Below are 15,406 nucleotides of genomic sequence, written 5' to 3'. Positions count from 1 at the left end.
TAAAGCCTTCAAATTACCAATGAGTTATTATTTGTTTTCATTATCTATTTTAGTAAACTGGCTGTTCGAAAACAGGGAGTCGTTATGGAACAGGTTGGTATTTACGAGCAGCTGATTACGCAAGTAATCGAGCAACACCTAGATCGTGAACAGTTTTATGTCGGAGAACGCCAACTTGAATCAGCAGAAGCTGCCACTTGGCTGTCTCGATTTTTAGGTAAGTTAATTGCTCACGCGATTGATGCTATACCTAGTTCAAATAATCGCTTACAAGAGCAAATCAATCTAGCAAATAACTTAGTTTTTTGGCTTAAAGATCATATTCGAGATGATGAGCTAATAAGTGAAAACCTAATAGATAGCCAAGGTAGAATCCTCACTGCACTATTCAATACTGAAAACCCAATTGCAGCAAACCTCAAAGACTACGCCAAAAATATATTTCCATTAACAGGGCTTACCCAAAGCGAATTATTTAGTGGCGCGAATGCGGGTATATCGCTCGAGACAGAATTAAAGCGTGAGATAAAATCGGCCGACACTATTTACTGGTTAGTTTCATTTATAAAGTGGACAGGGCTAAGAATATTTAAAAATGAACTTGAAGCCTTTACCAAAAGTGGTAACAAACTAAAAGTTATCACCACCTCTTACATGGGGGCAACAGATGCTAAAGCGGTTGAGTTTTTGGCAAGCCTACCAAACACTGAAGTAAAACTAAGCTATAACAATCAGCAAGAACGTTTACACGCAAAATCTTACTTATTTATGCGTAACACCGGTTTTCATACTGGCTATATTGGTTCGTCTAACTTATCGCATTCGGCACTCACCAGCGGCCTTGAATGGAATTTAAAAATTACAGCGCAAGAAATTCCGCATATTATCGCTAAAACCAAAAGCACCTTTGAAACCTACTGGCAATCACCAGACTTTGAACTGTTTAGTGGTAAAGTTGAATGTAAAGAAAAGCTAATAAACTCACTGAATGAACAGCGTGGTAAAGGACAAGCAAATAACCAGTTCTATTTTGATATAACCCCTAAAACTCATCAATTAGCTATTTTAGAAAAACTAAGTGTTGAACGAAGCGTTCACAATCGCTTTAAAAACTTAGTAGTGGCAGCAACAGGCACAGGTAAAACAATCATATCTGCATTTGATTTTAAAACCGTGTACGACAAAAAACCAAATGCCAACTTTTTATTTGTTGCTCACCGAGAAGAAATCCTCACTCAAGCACAAAGCGCATATCGTGGAGTGCTAAAAAATAATGATTTTGGCGAGCTTTGGGTTGGCAACTACAAACCTCAAAGATACAACCAATTATTTTCCTCAATTCAAACCCTTAACAACCAAATCGACAACATAAAATTGAGTGCTGATTTTTATGATTATATTGTTATTGATGAAGTGCATCACGTAAGTGCTAACAGTTACCGTGGCATTCTTAATTACTTCAAGCCAAACATTTTATTGGGGTTAACGGCCACACCTGAAAGGCAAGATGGGGCAAATATATTAGAGGATTTCTGTGGTGTTATTGCCGCAGAGATCCGCTTACCAGAAGCAATAAATCAGCGCCATTTATGCCCGTTCCAATACTTTGGCCTTGATGACGATACAGATTTAAGCACGGTAACGTGGCGAGGCGGTCGTTACGATATTAGTGAGCTTAGTAACCTCTACACTGGCGAGAATAACCGCGCGAATAAAATCATATCGAGTCTCAACGACATCGTTACAAATATTAACGCAATTAAGGCATTAGCATTTTGTGTAAGCCAAGATCATGCTGAGTTTATGGCCAGAAAGTTTAACCTTGCAGGTATAAGTGCAGACGTACTTACCAGTAAAAATACTAGTGAACGAAAACACAAACAGCAGGCGCTTAGACGAGGTGAAATACACATACTCTGCGTCGTTGATATTTTTAACGAAGGGGTCGATATTCCAGAAGTAGATACCCTGCTCTTTTTGCGTCCAACTGAGAGCCTAACGCTATTTTTACAGCAATTAGGTCGTGGCCTACGTTTACCCGACAACAGTCAAAAGCAGTGTTGTACTGTACTCGACTTTGTTGGTAATGCTCGCCCCGAATATGACTTTGCTAATAAGTTTCGCGCACTCATTGGAAAAAGTAACCAGCCAATAAAAACCGAAATAGAAAATAACTTTCCGCACTTGCCACTGGGCTGTCGTATAGAGCTACAAGAACGCACGCAAAAAACTATTTTACGTAATATACAACAAGCAACAAACAGCAAACGCCGTTTGCAACAGCTTATAAACAGTTATTCTCATCATACAAGCGACGAGCTAACACTAAGTAACTTTTTACGTATAAACCCACAAGTCACACTAGAAGATATTTATAAACCGAAAGATACAAGGCATGGCGGTTGGCATTGGTTAAAAGACGATGATATTCCAGCAGATCAAGTTGATATATATAGTGCCTATTACAGAGCTATAAATACGCAATTACTTAGCTGTGATTCATTGAGCTATTTGTGCTTTTTACGCGATTTATGTAACAGCGACTTTAGCATTGAGATAACACCTAAAAATCAACAATACGCACTAATGGCTCATTACAATTTTTGGGATAACACTGGCACAAGTCTAGGGTTTAAATCCCTTAAGCAAAGCTTACAAGCACTAAAAAACCCGTTATTACAACAAGAGTTATCAGAAGTTATAACGCTTTTAATAAATCGTATTCATCAACAAGAAAGTGACTTAGCGTGCCTACCAAACCATGCAATAAAATTGCACAGCCGCTACACTCGCCAACAAATATTAGCGGCATTCGGAGCGCATACGTTTGATAAAAAATCGACCGCTCGCGAAGGTGTATTAGAGTTCAAAGAACAAAATTTAGAGCTACTATTCGTCACGCTCAATAAGTGCGAAAAAACCTACTCACCAACAACGCTGTATCACGACTATGCAATCAGCCCAACCTTGTTTCATTGGCAAACGCAAAACAGCGCCCGACCAGAACACGGCCGCGGCCTAAGCTACATTCAGCACCAACAAACAGGCAAAACCATCTTGCTGTTTGTGCGTGAACAAAGCAAAGATGAAAACGGCCGAACCATGGGATTTGTGAACTATGGCGAGGTTACATATCAAAGCCACAGCGGCAGCCAGCCAATGAATATAACATGGGAATTAGTAAGCCCCATGCCAAACGAGATGTGGCATGAGGCAGGGAAATTGGCGGTTGGGTGATTAGTTACAGTGAAATTGTAAATGAAATCATTTCTCCACTTGCATGCCTCTCAACTGGAGTTTCTTGGTGCTCAGAAGATACTCTCCAAACAGGTAAATTTGGGTATAACTCCTTACCTAATACAGTTGATATTGCCGCAAATATCTTAGGCCCTAATGGCATAAGTAATGGTCGAGTACTTGTCTGTAAGGAGCATATCAACTCTTTTAATCGTCTATAGCAAATAACAGGGTTACTTACTTCATAATAATTCAGACTCTTACTATGTATATCTTTCAGCAGATTCTCATTTTTTCTTATTACTTCTTCATCAAACCTATTATCACTACCTCTAGGTATAAAGTAAAAGACATATTCTGAATCTAAATAATTAACCACACCAAGAGCTTTACCCTCTTCATAGCCGAGCCCTAAAACTAATGATGTTGGTAGGCATAAATCACCTATTTTTCCAGTTAACTCAGAAGAGATTTCACAAACCTTAGAACTAGGCTGTAACCCTTCCGGCGGCTCAACATAACAAGACAACGAATAGCTTATTGTAATAGTAGACCCCCGACCTAATGAGTTAATTAACATACAAATAACCTCTGCTAATCTATGTCGAGTCATTACTGTAATATCAACGATGCAATTGATTTCCTGCCCTTTGAAAGTAGAGATTTCAGACTCTAAATTTTTTAAAACCGTTTCATCTTTCCCCTCATAAATAACGGATTTTTTTTCAGAAAAAATTACTTTATTATCTTGATAACTACACTTATCCGTATTACTTTCATATCCTAAACATATCAACTTTTCAGCTCTAATCTTAGATATAATGTGGGTACTTCGAGATTCATAACCAAGCCCAAAAATACCTAAATCATAAGTACCAATTTCCTTTGTTGGCTCTACTTTCATAATCCATCTATCCTTAATTGTTCTTGTGATTTTCCAAGGTTTGAAGTACTACAAAGAACATATGAAAGTTCAACCTCTTTTTGTAGAGTTAGCAGAAGATTAAAGTGATGAGAAAACAAATATGATACCCTAAACCTTAAATCGCCTTCTGTTTCTGCACTATAAAAAGTACCTAAATTAGACCCTACAGTGATAAGGGCCCCAGAGTTCAGAGCTAAACCAACAGCACTCCTTATATCTACATTTTCTTGAGATCTCATTAAAAATGAGCCTTTAGGTTTATCTTTAAACTCTTCGGAATAAATTTCACTTTTATAAAACTTTGATAGATGTTCAACTAACTCATAAATATTACGAAAAGCTAAACCCTTACCATTTAAGTCAATAGTACTTAGTAACGCCCTAAAAGAAGAGAAGTATTCATCAAGTTTATTAATTTGATCATTTATCGATATTGTGTTGTTAGCTTTAGCAATTGAAGAGAATACATTCATAATACCTATTAACATTCTTGGGTTATATTCCACAGCTTTACAAATATTCTTAAAACCAGCATAAAAATCAGCAGGTCTTCTTCGTGCTTTTATTTTGTTTTTACTCCCTTTTAAATGGTTTCTTAAATGCGTTATAAACTTTATCTTTCGTAATAAAGCTTGATTCTTAGGATCTAAATCTTGATAACTACTAAATGTACCAATAACTTTATTAAGATACTCATTAAAAGACTGATCTTTTTTTATAAGCTCATTAACATCTATATTAATATCTATTTCCGTTGGAGATTCAAAATAAAGTCCTACATCTTTTGTTAATCCCTTCCTTCTAAATACGCCGGAGCAAAGCTGTTCTGCAAATATAAACTGGTCACCATTACCTGTTAAGTCAACAAATTTAATATCCTGATCCTTCATAGCACTATCAGGGTTTCGAGTTACCTTTACTCCTTCATGATAAGGTGAAAGTGCCAACTTAAAAATCACATCTTTATTGCCCCCACCTCTCATTGCATCAACTAGTGGCTGAATTAAATCATTCGGAGCAAGTTCCAATTCATCGAAAAGGAAAGCCCACTTCTCATTTGATTCATCAAACAAAGTATTAACTATACTTACAGAGTTGCATATCATATCTGTTATATTCACGTTTAAAATAACAGGCTTTTCGATATAAACTCCATTAAAAGTTTTTGATATATAATCCGATAATTCAGACTTTTTCAAGGTCAACGCTATTATCAAACCTTTCAAAGTTGGAATTAAAGGACTTACGCACCAGTAGTCAGATAAAGTATTAACCAACTCTACTTCTTCATTCTTAGGAAGTTCTACATGTCTATATTTATTATTTTTTTTCTGGATTCTATTCGCTCTATATGAAACAACGTTACAAAAACACTCTAATATATGATAAATGAACAAGGCCTCTAGATATTTTTTAGATTCAATAAAATACTCACATTTCTCAACTCTATCGTATTGAGTTTTCCAAAAACGGTCTGTTGGTATAAAAACTCCAGAAAATTTTATATTCTCTCGATAAAAATCAGAATTATCCCCCTGCCAGTAATCCAAAGACTGTAGCTCTAACATTCGCAATAAAGTTGTCTTGCCACTGCCTCGAGGACCAACCATAATCAAATGATCTGAAGAACATATTTGGCTATAATGATCACTAACAATGAAGCCATTACATAAATCAGAAATTGCAGTACTTCTAGCATTAAATGACTCTCCAATACTCGGAATAAAGCTATACATTTTTATATCCTATCTGACTTATATTTCTATTCTTATCGTGCACTAAAGAAATACCTGCACAATCTAGTTTATTAATTGTCGACTTATACTCTTGAGGTGTAAAGTATCTCAATAAATCAGATACATAAAGCACTTCATCACCTTCAACAAATGGTCCATTTTTATGTACATAATCTGTAATCATATCTGCAGCTTCTTTTGGTGTGATTGAAGAACCAAACCCACCAAAATGAGGAAGGTTATCTGACTCTGAAGGCTGCCATCCACTCAAACAAGTCCATTCGTGGCAATAAAAATTACCTACAAGCTTACCTCTATTTTCTGTTTCATCTAAATCGACTTCTAAAATATACATTTGATTTGAAGTTAAATTATCTATTTTGTCATATAAGATTGCTGATACACTTGCTGCAGAGAGGATTGTAGGAGGAGTTCCGCTGTATGAGGAGCCATACCGTAATGTAGCGAAATGTTTATGTCCATGTATTACAAGCCAAGGTCCGACATCTGCTTCATCTAACATTTTAAGTAAGTAACTACCACCTTCCATGCTTTCATTATCATAGTCTTCATCAATGTACTCCATTTTTTCTGGATGATGGTGGCAAACAAGAATGTTAAATAAAGCACTTTTACTAAACTCATCAGATTGAATATGTTCAATAATTTGATTTGTTGTCTCGATTGGCAACCTTCCATGCTTATATTCGTCCCCATACCCATGATAAGCACTTGTATTAATACATAGAACATTAAATTTATCGTTTTTATTACAAATAGCCCAGTTCCATGCCCAAAAATGAGTATTCATTTCGTGGGCTCTAAAGGGAAACGCAGGCGATACGAATTGTAATGAATGCTTTGGTGAAAAACCGCATTTCGTTTTATCATTTCTAGACTGATGATCATGATTGCCAGGCACGCAAATTAAATGGGGGTTATTCGTTTTTTCTTGAAGCTCTCTTAAAAAAAACCAACCTGCTTCGAAAGATTTTTCGCATCCTTTATTTGCAATATCTCCAGAACAAACAATTAAATCTATAGGGTCGTCATTTATTGAACTTACATAATTGATCAATGATTCAGCATATTCTCCAAGTCTTAAGTTTTCAATGATAAGCCTTGAATCATCAATTGTATTATCTACTTGCGTATGAAGATCAGAAACCACAAGTATCTTAATTTTACCTTTCTTTTTCAAAACTACCCAATCCTATATCAAGTCGCCAAACTGTTATAATCATATATTTTTTGCAATCAATTCAGCTTTCAGCAAGCCACCTTTAGTCAATAACTTAGGTGCAAAGCTTGGATTTCGCTTAGATTTATAAGCGTCGAGTATTAACTTCAAACCATGCGCCTCGAGAAGAGAGATATTTACCTCTGTATCCATTTCAGCAGACTCAATAAAATCCTCAGAAAAACTCGGTGCAATTATTAGTACTTGAGCAACTCGTTTGCCCTGATTTTCAGCGCGAGTTACATAAGCTTTAACTTGGCGAGAGGTCGTTGAGTATTTGGCAAAATCACCGTTTTTGCAGGTTTTCGCTTCACCAATAATGATATCGTTATCACTCAACGAAATAACAATATCAGCCTTGTCTTTGGTTGTATTGAGGTCTTTACGCAGATCTTCATCAATGTTTAATTCTAAAACTTCTAATATAGCTTTTGTGACTTCTTCAAATTTAATACCTAAATCTGCCTCTAAAACTTCGACACCTGCATCTCGAAGTGCATTCACATCTCTTCTTGCTAAGGCATCGTAGTTTTCAATTAATTTATCTGTGGCATTTGCAAAGCTTTCCAATATTGCAAAACGAGGATTACCACGCTTTGACAAACCTATGCTGTCGCGAACTTCTTTTACTTCATCATTTGATAGCAGGTATAAAATGTCATGGGGTGTGATACTAAGTGAACGAAGCTTTTCTGTGTCTATAATTTCAGTTGGCTCTAACTCAAAAGCTTCTTTCAAAACTGCTGGCATGGTTGGGAAGTGCTCTTCGAGCGTTTTGAGTAATTGTTTAAACCCACTAGCACTCAAAGAATCAAACTCTTTTTCAGTTGCACCAGACAACGAATTTAAAATTAAGCCTATCCTTTCATCTAAAGTTGTCCCCAACTTTTCAGTATCAATTTCAAGATCAGTGATTAACTGCTTTAAGCGTTCTTTTCGCTGATTTTGTGTATCTTCAGGGCTATGTATATCATCACTTAAAAGCTTAGATGCACTTATACCTGAATGAATAATTGTTTGAATTTTCTCAGCTCGACTAATGCCTCTGATCTTACGGCCATGAGCTTTTAGTGCATTTGAAAGTTCAGCATCTGTGCAAGTTCTTAATATTCTTAACACATATTTATCAGCTAAGTCTTTGCCTTGTAATTCATTTAATAATGTAACAATTTCATCTGGAACAAATACTTCTTGTCGTTTTTTGCTGATAAATACTAATCCCATATCTCTCAAGCTATTTAGCGCATCTAGAACACCATTTTCTGGAATCACATCTACTAAATGCTCTATTGCAGCGCACTCATCAGTTGTTAGCTCTAATTCATTAGAAAGAACATTTAGAATACTTCTTTCATCATCAGTTACTTTTGCATCACGATTATTTTTTTGATCGTTAAAATACGCTTCATTCATGCAAGCATGATAAATTTTGAGAGCTTTATTTCTGTCGAATGTACTTTCAGGTGAGCCTTGCTTTATACATGCAAGTAGATCTTTAGATAGCTTTGACAACTCTTTCCACTCTTTTGCGTATAGAGTTTCAATCCAACTTATTCTTGCAACACAGTTACCATCTCGACTTAACAAATTAATTAATAAGTTTAGCTGTGCAGAACTCATTAAAATCTGTTCTTTAACAGACTCTTTAAAGAAGTCTCTCACTGTATTAAAAAGCTGAGTTATTTCACTGCCCGATGCATTTTTTATTTGTCCATCAATATTATCAATCGTTTTAGCTAGCTTCTTATTATTTTTAGCTGCATCAGAACAAAGGCGATCGAGACATGAAATGAATTTTGATTTTTCAACTTGGTTGACGATAGATAAAACTTGATTAAGTTTCATTTTACAGAGTCCTTTCTTATTATGTGGTTATTAACCTAGCAGTTATTTGTAATTAGAGCAATTTTCGTTCAGTTAATATTCATTTCTAGAGTTTAATGGAACAGCTATTGAGTAACACCAATCTACCAGCACACTCCAATTCCCCGTGATCACACCTGAAACTAAGTTAATGATGAGTAATTTACAGCATGGATGCTGTACAAAGCGTAGCTTGGCCATGGATGGCCTATCTACGCTGATTACGCTCACATCATTAACGTAAGTTGAAGATCAAGTGTGATCCTCGGGTGCGCCGAGAGAGTCCAGAGAGAGGTCGGCGGCAGCCTCTCTTTGGTTGCCATCGCCAACGCGATAAAACCTCAAATAGAGGTTTTTAATCCCTTAAAAATCCTGCACGCAAACTCTAGGTCTGTACGTTAAACTTCACTATCTACACGTTATAACTTGGCTTATCTTCCGCCACTAAACCAAGCTCATTATTTTGCTGTTGATAAACAGCACTTTCTGCAAACTCAAAACTATTTATGACTACCCACAATTTGGCGCTGTTTGCCTGTGCAACCTGATACGCCCAGTCGCTCACTGAGCGTGATTTTTCGGCATCACAATTAAAGTAATCGCTCAACTCACGAGTTATATGCTGGTTATATATAACGAGGTTTTGTTCTTGCCAGCGCTCGCGGTGCTCTTGCGCAGCTAAAAAATCGCGTTTGCTGTTATTGCATTTACTATGAGCTGCCACAAAGTTATGGCCTAAATCGTTGGCGTAACGCGTAAACGGAATAAAGTGATCAACCTCGGTTTTGCTGTTTAATGCCTTTTGACAATAAAAGCAGTGACCGCGTTGTAGTTCTATTAATACAGGTTTTGCTTTATTGAGTGCATTGCGATCAAAGCCAAATAAAAAGTCATGGAGTTGGCTTTGTGGGCCGATTAGCGCTTGGTTGTATTTAATACTTTGAATTTTTTGTAGCCATGCATTTTTAGCTAAGTACACAACTAAGTCGTAAAAGCGTCTAAAGCAACTGGCAATACCTGCATTTAAGGTAATGTATTGCTGCCCTTTAACATGAGGATATAAGAAACACTCTTCCTTGCCATTTAGCTTTTGTAATAACCATAACGGTCCATCTTTAATGGTTTGTAACGTTGTTCTGCGTATGTTTTTCCAATCACTGCACTTTTTTAATTGGCTAACTGAAGTAATGTTATTTAATTTTGCATCGTGCAGTGTGGTGATGATTTTGGCTTGTTTTTTGGAATTGGTATTTTGTAAAAGCAGCTGGTCTCTATTATTACCAATGGCACCAAAAGGAGATGCTTGATGCCAATACAACGCAATAAACTTTTCGACTAATTCGTCAAACGTTATTTGTAATTGCGCATTCGGATCTATTTGCTGTTTTTCAATGCTGATATCAGCAAGCGCATGCAACAAGGCAAACTTGTAAGTGGCACTAAAGTCCCCTTCCACCAGCATGCGTTGAATATAAGCGATAAAGTCGAGCTGTTGCTGCATAGCCATATCCAAACTATGCCTTTAATGAAGACTTTGATAAAACGCTGAGGGCTTCTTTTAAGCGCATAAGCTAAATCCTGTTACTGCGGCTTAAAATGAGTAAACCGCTCCATGGTTATTTATTAATACTAAATAACGAGCCGTTAAGCTGATATTAAGTTTAAAAACAATCTAGCACGAATGGCCATGATAAATATAGGGTTTATCGATGAATAAAGTGGTTGCTCTAAATTAACATGTGAGGGATTCGTTTAAAAATGCGGCATAACGAAGCATGCCGCACTGTCGTTTTGTAATTTACAAGACTAAAGACTTACTTTGGCGTTCGTCTATGCAAAATGGCGTTTAGCCATGTTTCTGAGGCACGCTCTGGGCGCTGGTCGGCGCTTTGCCACGACTTTAAAATAAACAGGTTGGTGTTTTTAATAATGCTTTCGAGGCCAACTTCGTTTAGATCGGTAAATTCGCGGCCGTTGTGTTCACGCTCGCCGTCGCCGTATTTAAACGATACATACACAATACCTTGAGGTTTAAGTGCGCGGGCTAGGTTATTAAAGGCGTCGGTTAAGTCGTTTTTTGAGACATGAATTAAACTTGCGCAGCACCAAATGCCGTCGTATTTTTCAACGTCATTTAGGTCTTGAAAACTGCTTACTGCCACCTCTTGATTTAAGTATTCTGAGGCTAGCTTGGCTATTTCGGGGCTTATATCAAACGCATCAACGTTAAAGCCGCGCTCTTTAAAAATAAAGGCGTCGCGGCCAGAGCCACACCCAGCATCTAACACGGTGCCATTTTTTGGCAGCAGCGGTAAAAACTCATCGTAAAGCTGAGTTAAATCTACATCGAGCGTGGCATCGACAAATGCTTGTGCGTTTTGGTTGTAGTAATCGATTGTTTTGGTTGCCATTTTACGTCCTTTATCGTGGCAGTAGTGCTTAGGTTAAAAATAGCATTAAAGCGAGATATCGGTAAATAAAATGAATGAAGAAAGTTTAAATTGGCCAAACTAGTTAAATAAAGCACGGCATGAAACCGTCGTTGCATTTTTACTGCTAATCGCGCCAAAAGTGTTAATTAATTTAAACACGCGAAGTATTCCCCCTGCCTACCTCACGACTAATTTAACACTTTAGCAGGTAAAAGCTGCGCCATTGAACGCGTTATGTTTGATATATAACAGGTTATTTGTTGCAAAAGTCACAATTTAACGGGGCTTTTGTCGCCCATTTCTAAACATACGACTATAATGTTAAATGAAATCAACATTCTTAATACCAAATACTAGGGATACACAATGAAAAAACTTCCTATCGCATTGGCGCTATGTGCTGCTTTCGTGTCTGCAAACACGCTTGCAGAAGTTCGCATAAATGGCTTTGCTTCAATTGTGGGGGGTAAAACTCTCGACGACGACACAACTTTATACGGCTACGATAACGATATCTCTTTTAAGAATGAGAGCATGTTTGCTTTACAGCTTTCAGCTGATTTACAAGAGAAATTAAGTGCGACAGCACAAATTGTTGCCCGTGGCGATAACGACTTTGACGCTGAGTTTGAGTGGGCTTATTTAACCTATGAGTTTACCGACGAGCTGCAACTAAGCGCAGGTAAAATGCGTGCGCCGTTTTACCGCTACTCAGACTTTTTAGATGTGGGTTACACGTACCGCTGGGTTCGTCCACCGCAATCAGTGTATAACTTACCGTTTTCGACCTATGAGGGTTTAAGCTTATTGCACAATACCCAATTAGGCGATTGGGACTCTACCTTGCAAGTTATTTACGGCAGTTTCGATGGTGATATTGCGGTTGTATCTGTTAATGGCGACACTGAGTTAAACGACATTGCGGGTATTAACTGGACTCTAGCCTACGACTGGTTTAGCGCTCGCGCTGCCTACTTTGTTGCCGAAACAACCATTGATATTGCAAACGATACCGACGCAGGTATTGCACTTAATGGCTTAGAGCAAGCATTACGTGGTGCAGGCTTTGTTGATCAAGCCAATGATATTGCTGCAAATGAAGATGATGGCTCATTCTTTGCGATTGGTTTTTCGATTGATTACAACAACATTTTATTTGACGCTGAGTACACTGAGTTTGAAGTAGAAAACAGTGCGCTGGCTAAACAAACACAATATTACACGTCGGTTGGTTATCGAATGAATGAGTGGACCGTTCACTTAACTTACGAAAACAACGACGACAAACACGATAGTAATCGCTATAACGCGTTACCTGCTGTACCGCCATTAAACGCGGGTATTAACCAGGTATTAGAGGGCGTTAAAGCAAAAAGTAACGTTTACACCATTGGTACTCGTTATGACTTCCACCCGTCTGCCGCTTTAAAAGTTGACTTTAGTCGCTTTAAAGATGACATCACTGATACAGAAACTGATGTCGTTGCTGTTGCTGTTGATTTAGTTTTTTAATTGGAGTTCATAATGAAAAAATTACTATTAGCTACAGCGGTAACGCTTTTATCGAGCACCGCTTTTGCAGACGTTGCCGTGATTGTTAATCCGGCCAATGGCAATGCAATTGATGAAGGCACCATTAAAAAGATCTACCTTGGTAAAGCAAAGTCGTTCGACGATGGCACTAAAGTAAACCCTGTAAACCAAGATGGTAACAGCGTGAGCGATGAGTTTAACGACAAGGTGGTAGGTAAGTCGAGCAGCCAGCTTAATGCGTATTGGTCTAAGCTGGTTTTTACCGGTAAGGGCACGCCTCCTGAAAAGCTGGCGAATGATCAAGCCGTTATTGACTTTGTTGCCTCTAATAACGATGCGATTGGGTATATTGATGCTGCGAAAGTGACCGACAAAGTAAAAGTTATTGCGACGTTTTAATCGGTATTTGTTTACGTAGTAAAAAGCCACTTCAATATGAAGTGGCTTTTTTAATTTTAGCGTGTCGCTTTTAGCTTATTCAACTTTAAATTTTGCTGTGGCGTCTAACAGTGAGTCAGACAGGTAATGTAAGTTTTTAGCAACATCGCGTACTGCCGAAAGCGAGTCCATGGTCTCTTCGAACGACATGTGCATATTAGATACATTTTCTACAACCATGCTGGCAACAGAGGTTTGCTCTTCGGTTGCGGCGGCAATTTGCGAGTTCATGCCGTTAATTTCTAAAATTTGCTCAGAGATTTTCTCAATCGATAGGCCTGTATTCTCTGCGGCTTCGGCGTTGTTCATTGCCATGTCGCGCGCTGAGTTCATTGCATTTACCGATTCACTGGCTGCGGTGGTAAGTGTTGAAAGCAGCTCTCTGATTTCATTTGTCGATTGCGATGTACGTGAAGCCAGCTCTCTTACTTCGTCGGCTACCACGGCAAAGCCTCGACCTTGCTCACCGGCGCGCGCGGCTTCAATTGCAGCATTCAGCGCTAATAAGTTAGTTTGCTCTGCAATTGAAGTAATCACGTTCAAAATTTGCGTTACGTTTTTAGTGTCGCTTGCCAATTGGTTGATTGTTGAAGCGGCTTGGTTTATTTCGTCGCTTAAGGTGCGTGACTCTATCACGGAGCGCTGAATTTGCGTGCGGCTTTGCTCTACTTCGCGCTCAGCTGTTTGCGCTGCTTCTGATGCACTTGCAGCAGAATGAGAGATGTCGGCAACGCTTTGGCGCATTTCTTCCATTGATTGCTTCACTATTTCTGCATCGGTCGTTTGTTTGGTTGTGGCTTTTTCGGCGCGTTCCATACCTTGAACTAATCGGGTTGAGTTTTCCATTAGCGGCTCACACACTGCAATTACTTCAAGTACTGCGGCCTTTAATAGCTTTATAAAGGCATTAAAGTTAATGGATACATGACCAATTTCGTCTTTAGCATGCACAGCCAGCTGTGTGCTTAAAGAGCCTTTGCCATCTGCAAGTAAGCGTAAGTTGTCGGCAGCCGCACTTGCAGACGAGCCAATACCACGGGCAATCCAAATTGAGGTAATCACCAATAAAACTAACGATATAATCGACACAACGAGCATTAAATGCAATGCGTTGTCAGAACGCGCTTTAGTGGCTTGTACTAATTCAAAAAAGCGGTCATCAGCGCGCGATTGAGCCCCTTTAAAACCGGTGAGTACGGCTTCATATAGCTTTGTTTTTTGCTGTGCTTGCTGCTGAATTTTACTAAAGTCGGCTGTACCGTCGATCATGGAGCTGGCAATAGCAGAAGAGGTCTTTGCGTATTGCTGTAGTTTTTCTTTTGTTTCTGCGTTCACATAGCTGTTATTGATAGCAATAATATTTTGCAGGTTTTCGTTAATTATTTTGTACGTTTGTGCTGCGCTATCTACTAAGTCTGACTCGCCAAAGGTGACTGCTTGTGTGTATAACTCATCGAGCTTTTCGAGTAAGGCCACATTTGCCGAGGTGAGTTTAACGACTTGATAAGACGACTTTTCTAGCTCATCAAGTGAGCCTCTATTATCGCTCATCGCGATATAGTTGGTTAGCACAATAATGACAAATGCAATGACTGCAATGCATGTTATGGCATGAATTTTTTTTGTAATACTTAGATTTTTAAATGAAATACCTGCAGACATTGAATCCACCTTTGCTGTCTTGTTACCTAGTATTATCGCCTGTTTTCCCTAAAGTATTAATTATATTTTCATTTTCAGACTTTATTCGTATAAATAAAGTGTAGTATCATCATGATATAGGCTTAACTTGTGTGATTTTTCTAGTATAGCAGTTATCTAAATAGACACGCTTTTTGGTGTCAGTATTTTTAGCTGTAATTCATTTATTTTCGCTAAGTTAGCAGATTATTTCGAACAGAAAACCGGTGTTAATTTTGGGGGAAAGGTCACATTTAGGGCAACATCACTAGGCCATGTTTATAAGGCATGCCCCTACTTTATACCCCCAGCCTTAACTTAA

The 15,406-nt window shown here is 38.2% G+C and carries 10 protein-coding genes; 3 read left to right on the top strand and 7 right to left on the bottom strand.

Annotated features, from left to right (window positions below):
- The first annotated feature begins 84 nt into the window (after positions 1-84).
- Entirely contained in the window at positions 85-3,237 is a 3,153-nt protein-coding gene (locus D0907_RS18725; protein ID WP_118845006.1) for a DEAD/DEAH box helicase, read from the top strand.
- A 4-nt stretch (positions 3,238-3,241) separates the two neighbouring features.
- Here the strand turns inward: D0907_RS18725 and D0907_RS18720 are convergent, their stop codons facing one another.
- The 6 genes from D0907_RS18720 to D0907_RS18695 all read right to left on the bottom strand — a co-directional run bounded on the left by D0907_RS18720 (position 3,242) and on the right by D0907_RS18695 (position 11,412).
- Positions 3,242-4,141: a hypothetical protein gene (locus D0907_RS18720; protein WP_118845005.1), complete on the bottom strand. Its 900-nt coding sequence runs from the start codon at positions 4,139-4,141 to the stop codon at positions 3,242-3,244.
- The gene (locus D0907_RS18715) at positions 4,138-5,898 is read right to left on the bottom strand and encodes an ORC-CDC6 family AAA ATPase (protein ID WP_118845004.1); all 1,761 of its coding nucleotides are present in this window, start codon (positions 5,896-5,898) and stop codon (positions 4,138-4,140) included. The genes D0907_RS18720 and D0907_RS18715 overlap by 4 nt, the downstream gene beginning before the upstream one ends.
- The gene (locus tag D0907_RS18710) at positions 5,891-7,099 is read right to left on the bottom strand and encodes a metallophosphoesterase family protein (protein WP_118845003.1); all 1,209 of its coding nucleotides are present in this window, start codon (positions 7,097-7,099) and stop codon (positions 5,891-5,893) included. Before D0907_RS18710 ends, D0907_RS18715 begins: the two co-directional genes overlap by 8 nt.
- A gap of 39 nt (positions 7,100-7,138) precedes the next feature.
- Positions 7,139-8,983 carry a hypothetical protein gene (locus D0907_RS18705; RefSeq protein WP_118845002.1) on the bottom strand — a complete coding sequence of 615 codons (1,845 nt, stop codon included), beginning with the start codon at positions 8,981-8,983 and terminating at the stop codon, positions 7,139-7,141.
- Between the two features lie 430 nt (positions 8,984-9,413).
- Positions 9,414-10,502, bottom strand: coding sequence for an HNH endonuclease (locus D0907_RS18700; protein WP_244223158.1), 1,089 nt, complete (start codon positions 10,500-10,502; stop codon positions 9,414-9,416).
- Positions 10,503-10,815: 313 nt separating this feature from the next.
- Positions 10,816-11,412, bottom strand: a complete 597-nt coding sequence (locus D0907_RS18695; RefSeq protein ID WP_118845000.1) for a class I SAM-dependent methyltransferase — start codon at positions 11,410-11,412, stop codon at positions 10,816-10,818.
- Positions 11,413-11,799: 387 nt separating this feature from the next.
- On the opposite strand from D0907_RS18695, the gene D0907_RS18690 reads away from it, so the two are divergent.
- Positions 11,800-12,945 (top strand): porin, encoded by a 1,146-nt coding sequence (locus D0907_RS18690; RefSeq protein ID WP_075593398.1) that lies wholly within the window; start codon positions 11,800-11,802, stop codon positions 12,943-12,945.
- 12 nt (positions 12,946-12,957) lie between these two features.
- Entirely contained in the window at positions 12,958-13,365 is a 408-nt protein-coding gene (locus D0907_RS18685) for a type 2 periplasmic-binding domain-containing protein (protein ID WP_065979240.1), read from the top strand.
- 75 nt (positions 13,366-13,440) lie between these two features.
- Here D0907_RS18685 and D0907_RS18680 read toward each other — a convergent pair whose 3' ends face one another.
- Positions 13,441-15,066 carry a methyl-accepting chemotaxis protein gene (locus D0907_RS18680; protein WP_118844999.1) on the bottom strand — a complete coding sequence of 542 codons (1,626 nt, stop codon included), beginning with the start codon at positions 15,064-15,066 and terminating at the stop codon, positions 13,441-13,443.
- Positions 15,067-15,406 lie beyond the last annotated feature (340 nt).

It is taken from the genome of Pseudoalteromonas lipolytica, assembly GCF_003515105.1.
GTDB lineage: Bacteria > Pseudomonadota > Gammaproteobacteria > Enterobacterales > Alteromonadaceae > Pseudoalteromonas > Pseudoalteromonas lipolytica.
Note: the sequence above shows the minus strand (reverse complement) of the source record. Positions and strands in the feature narration are given on the sequence as shown.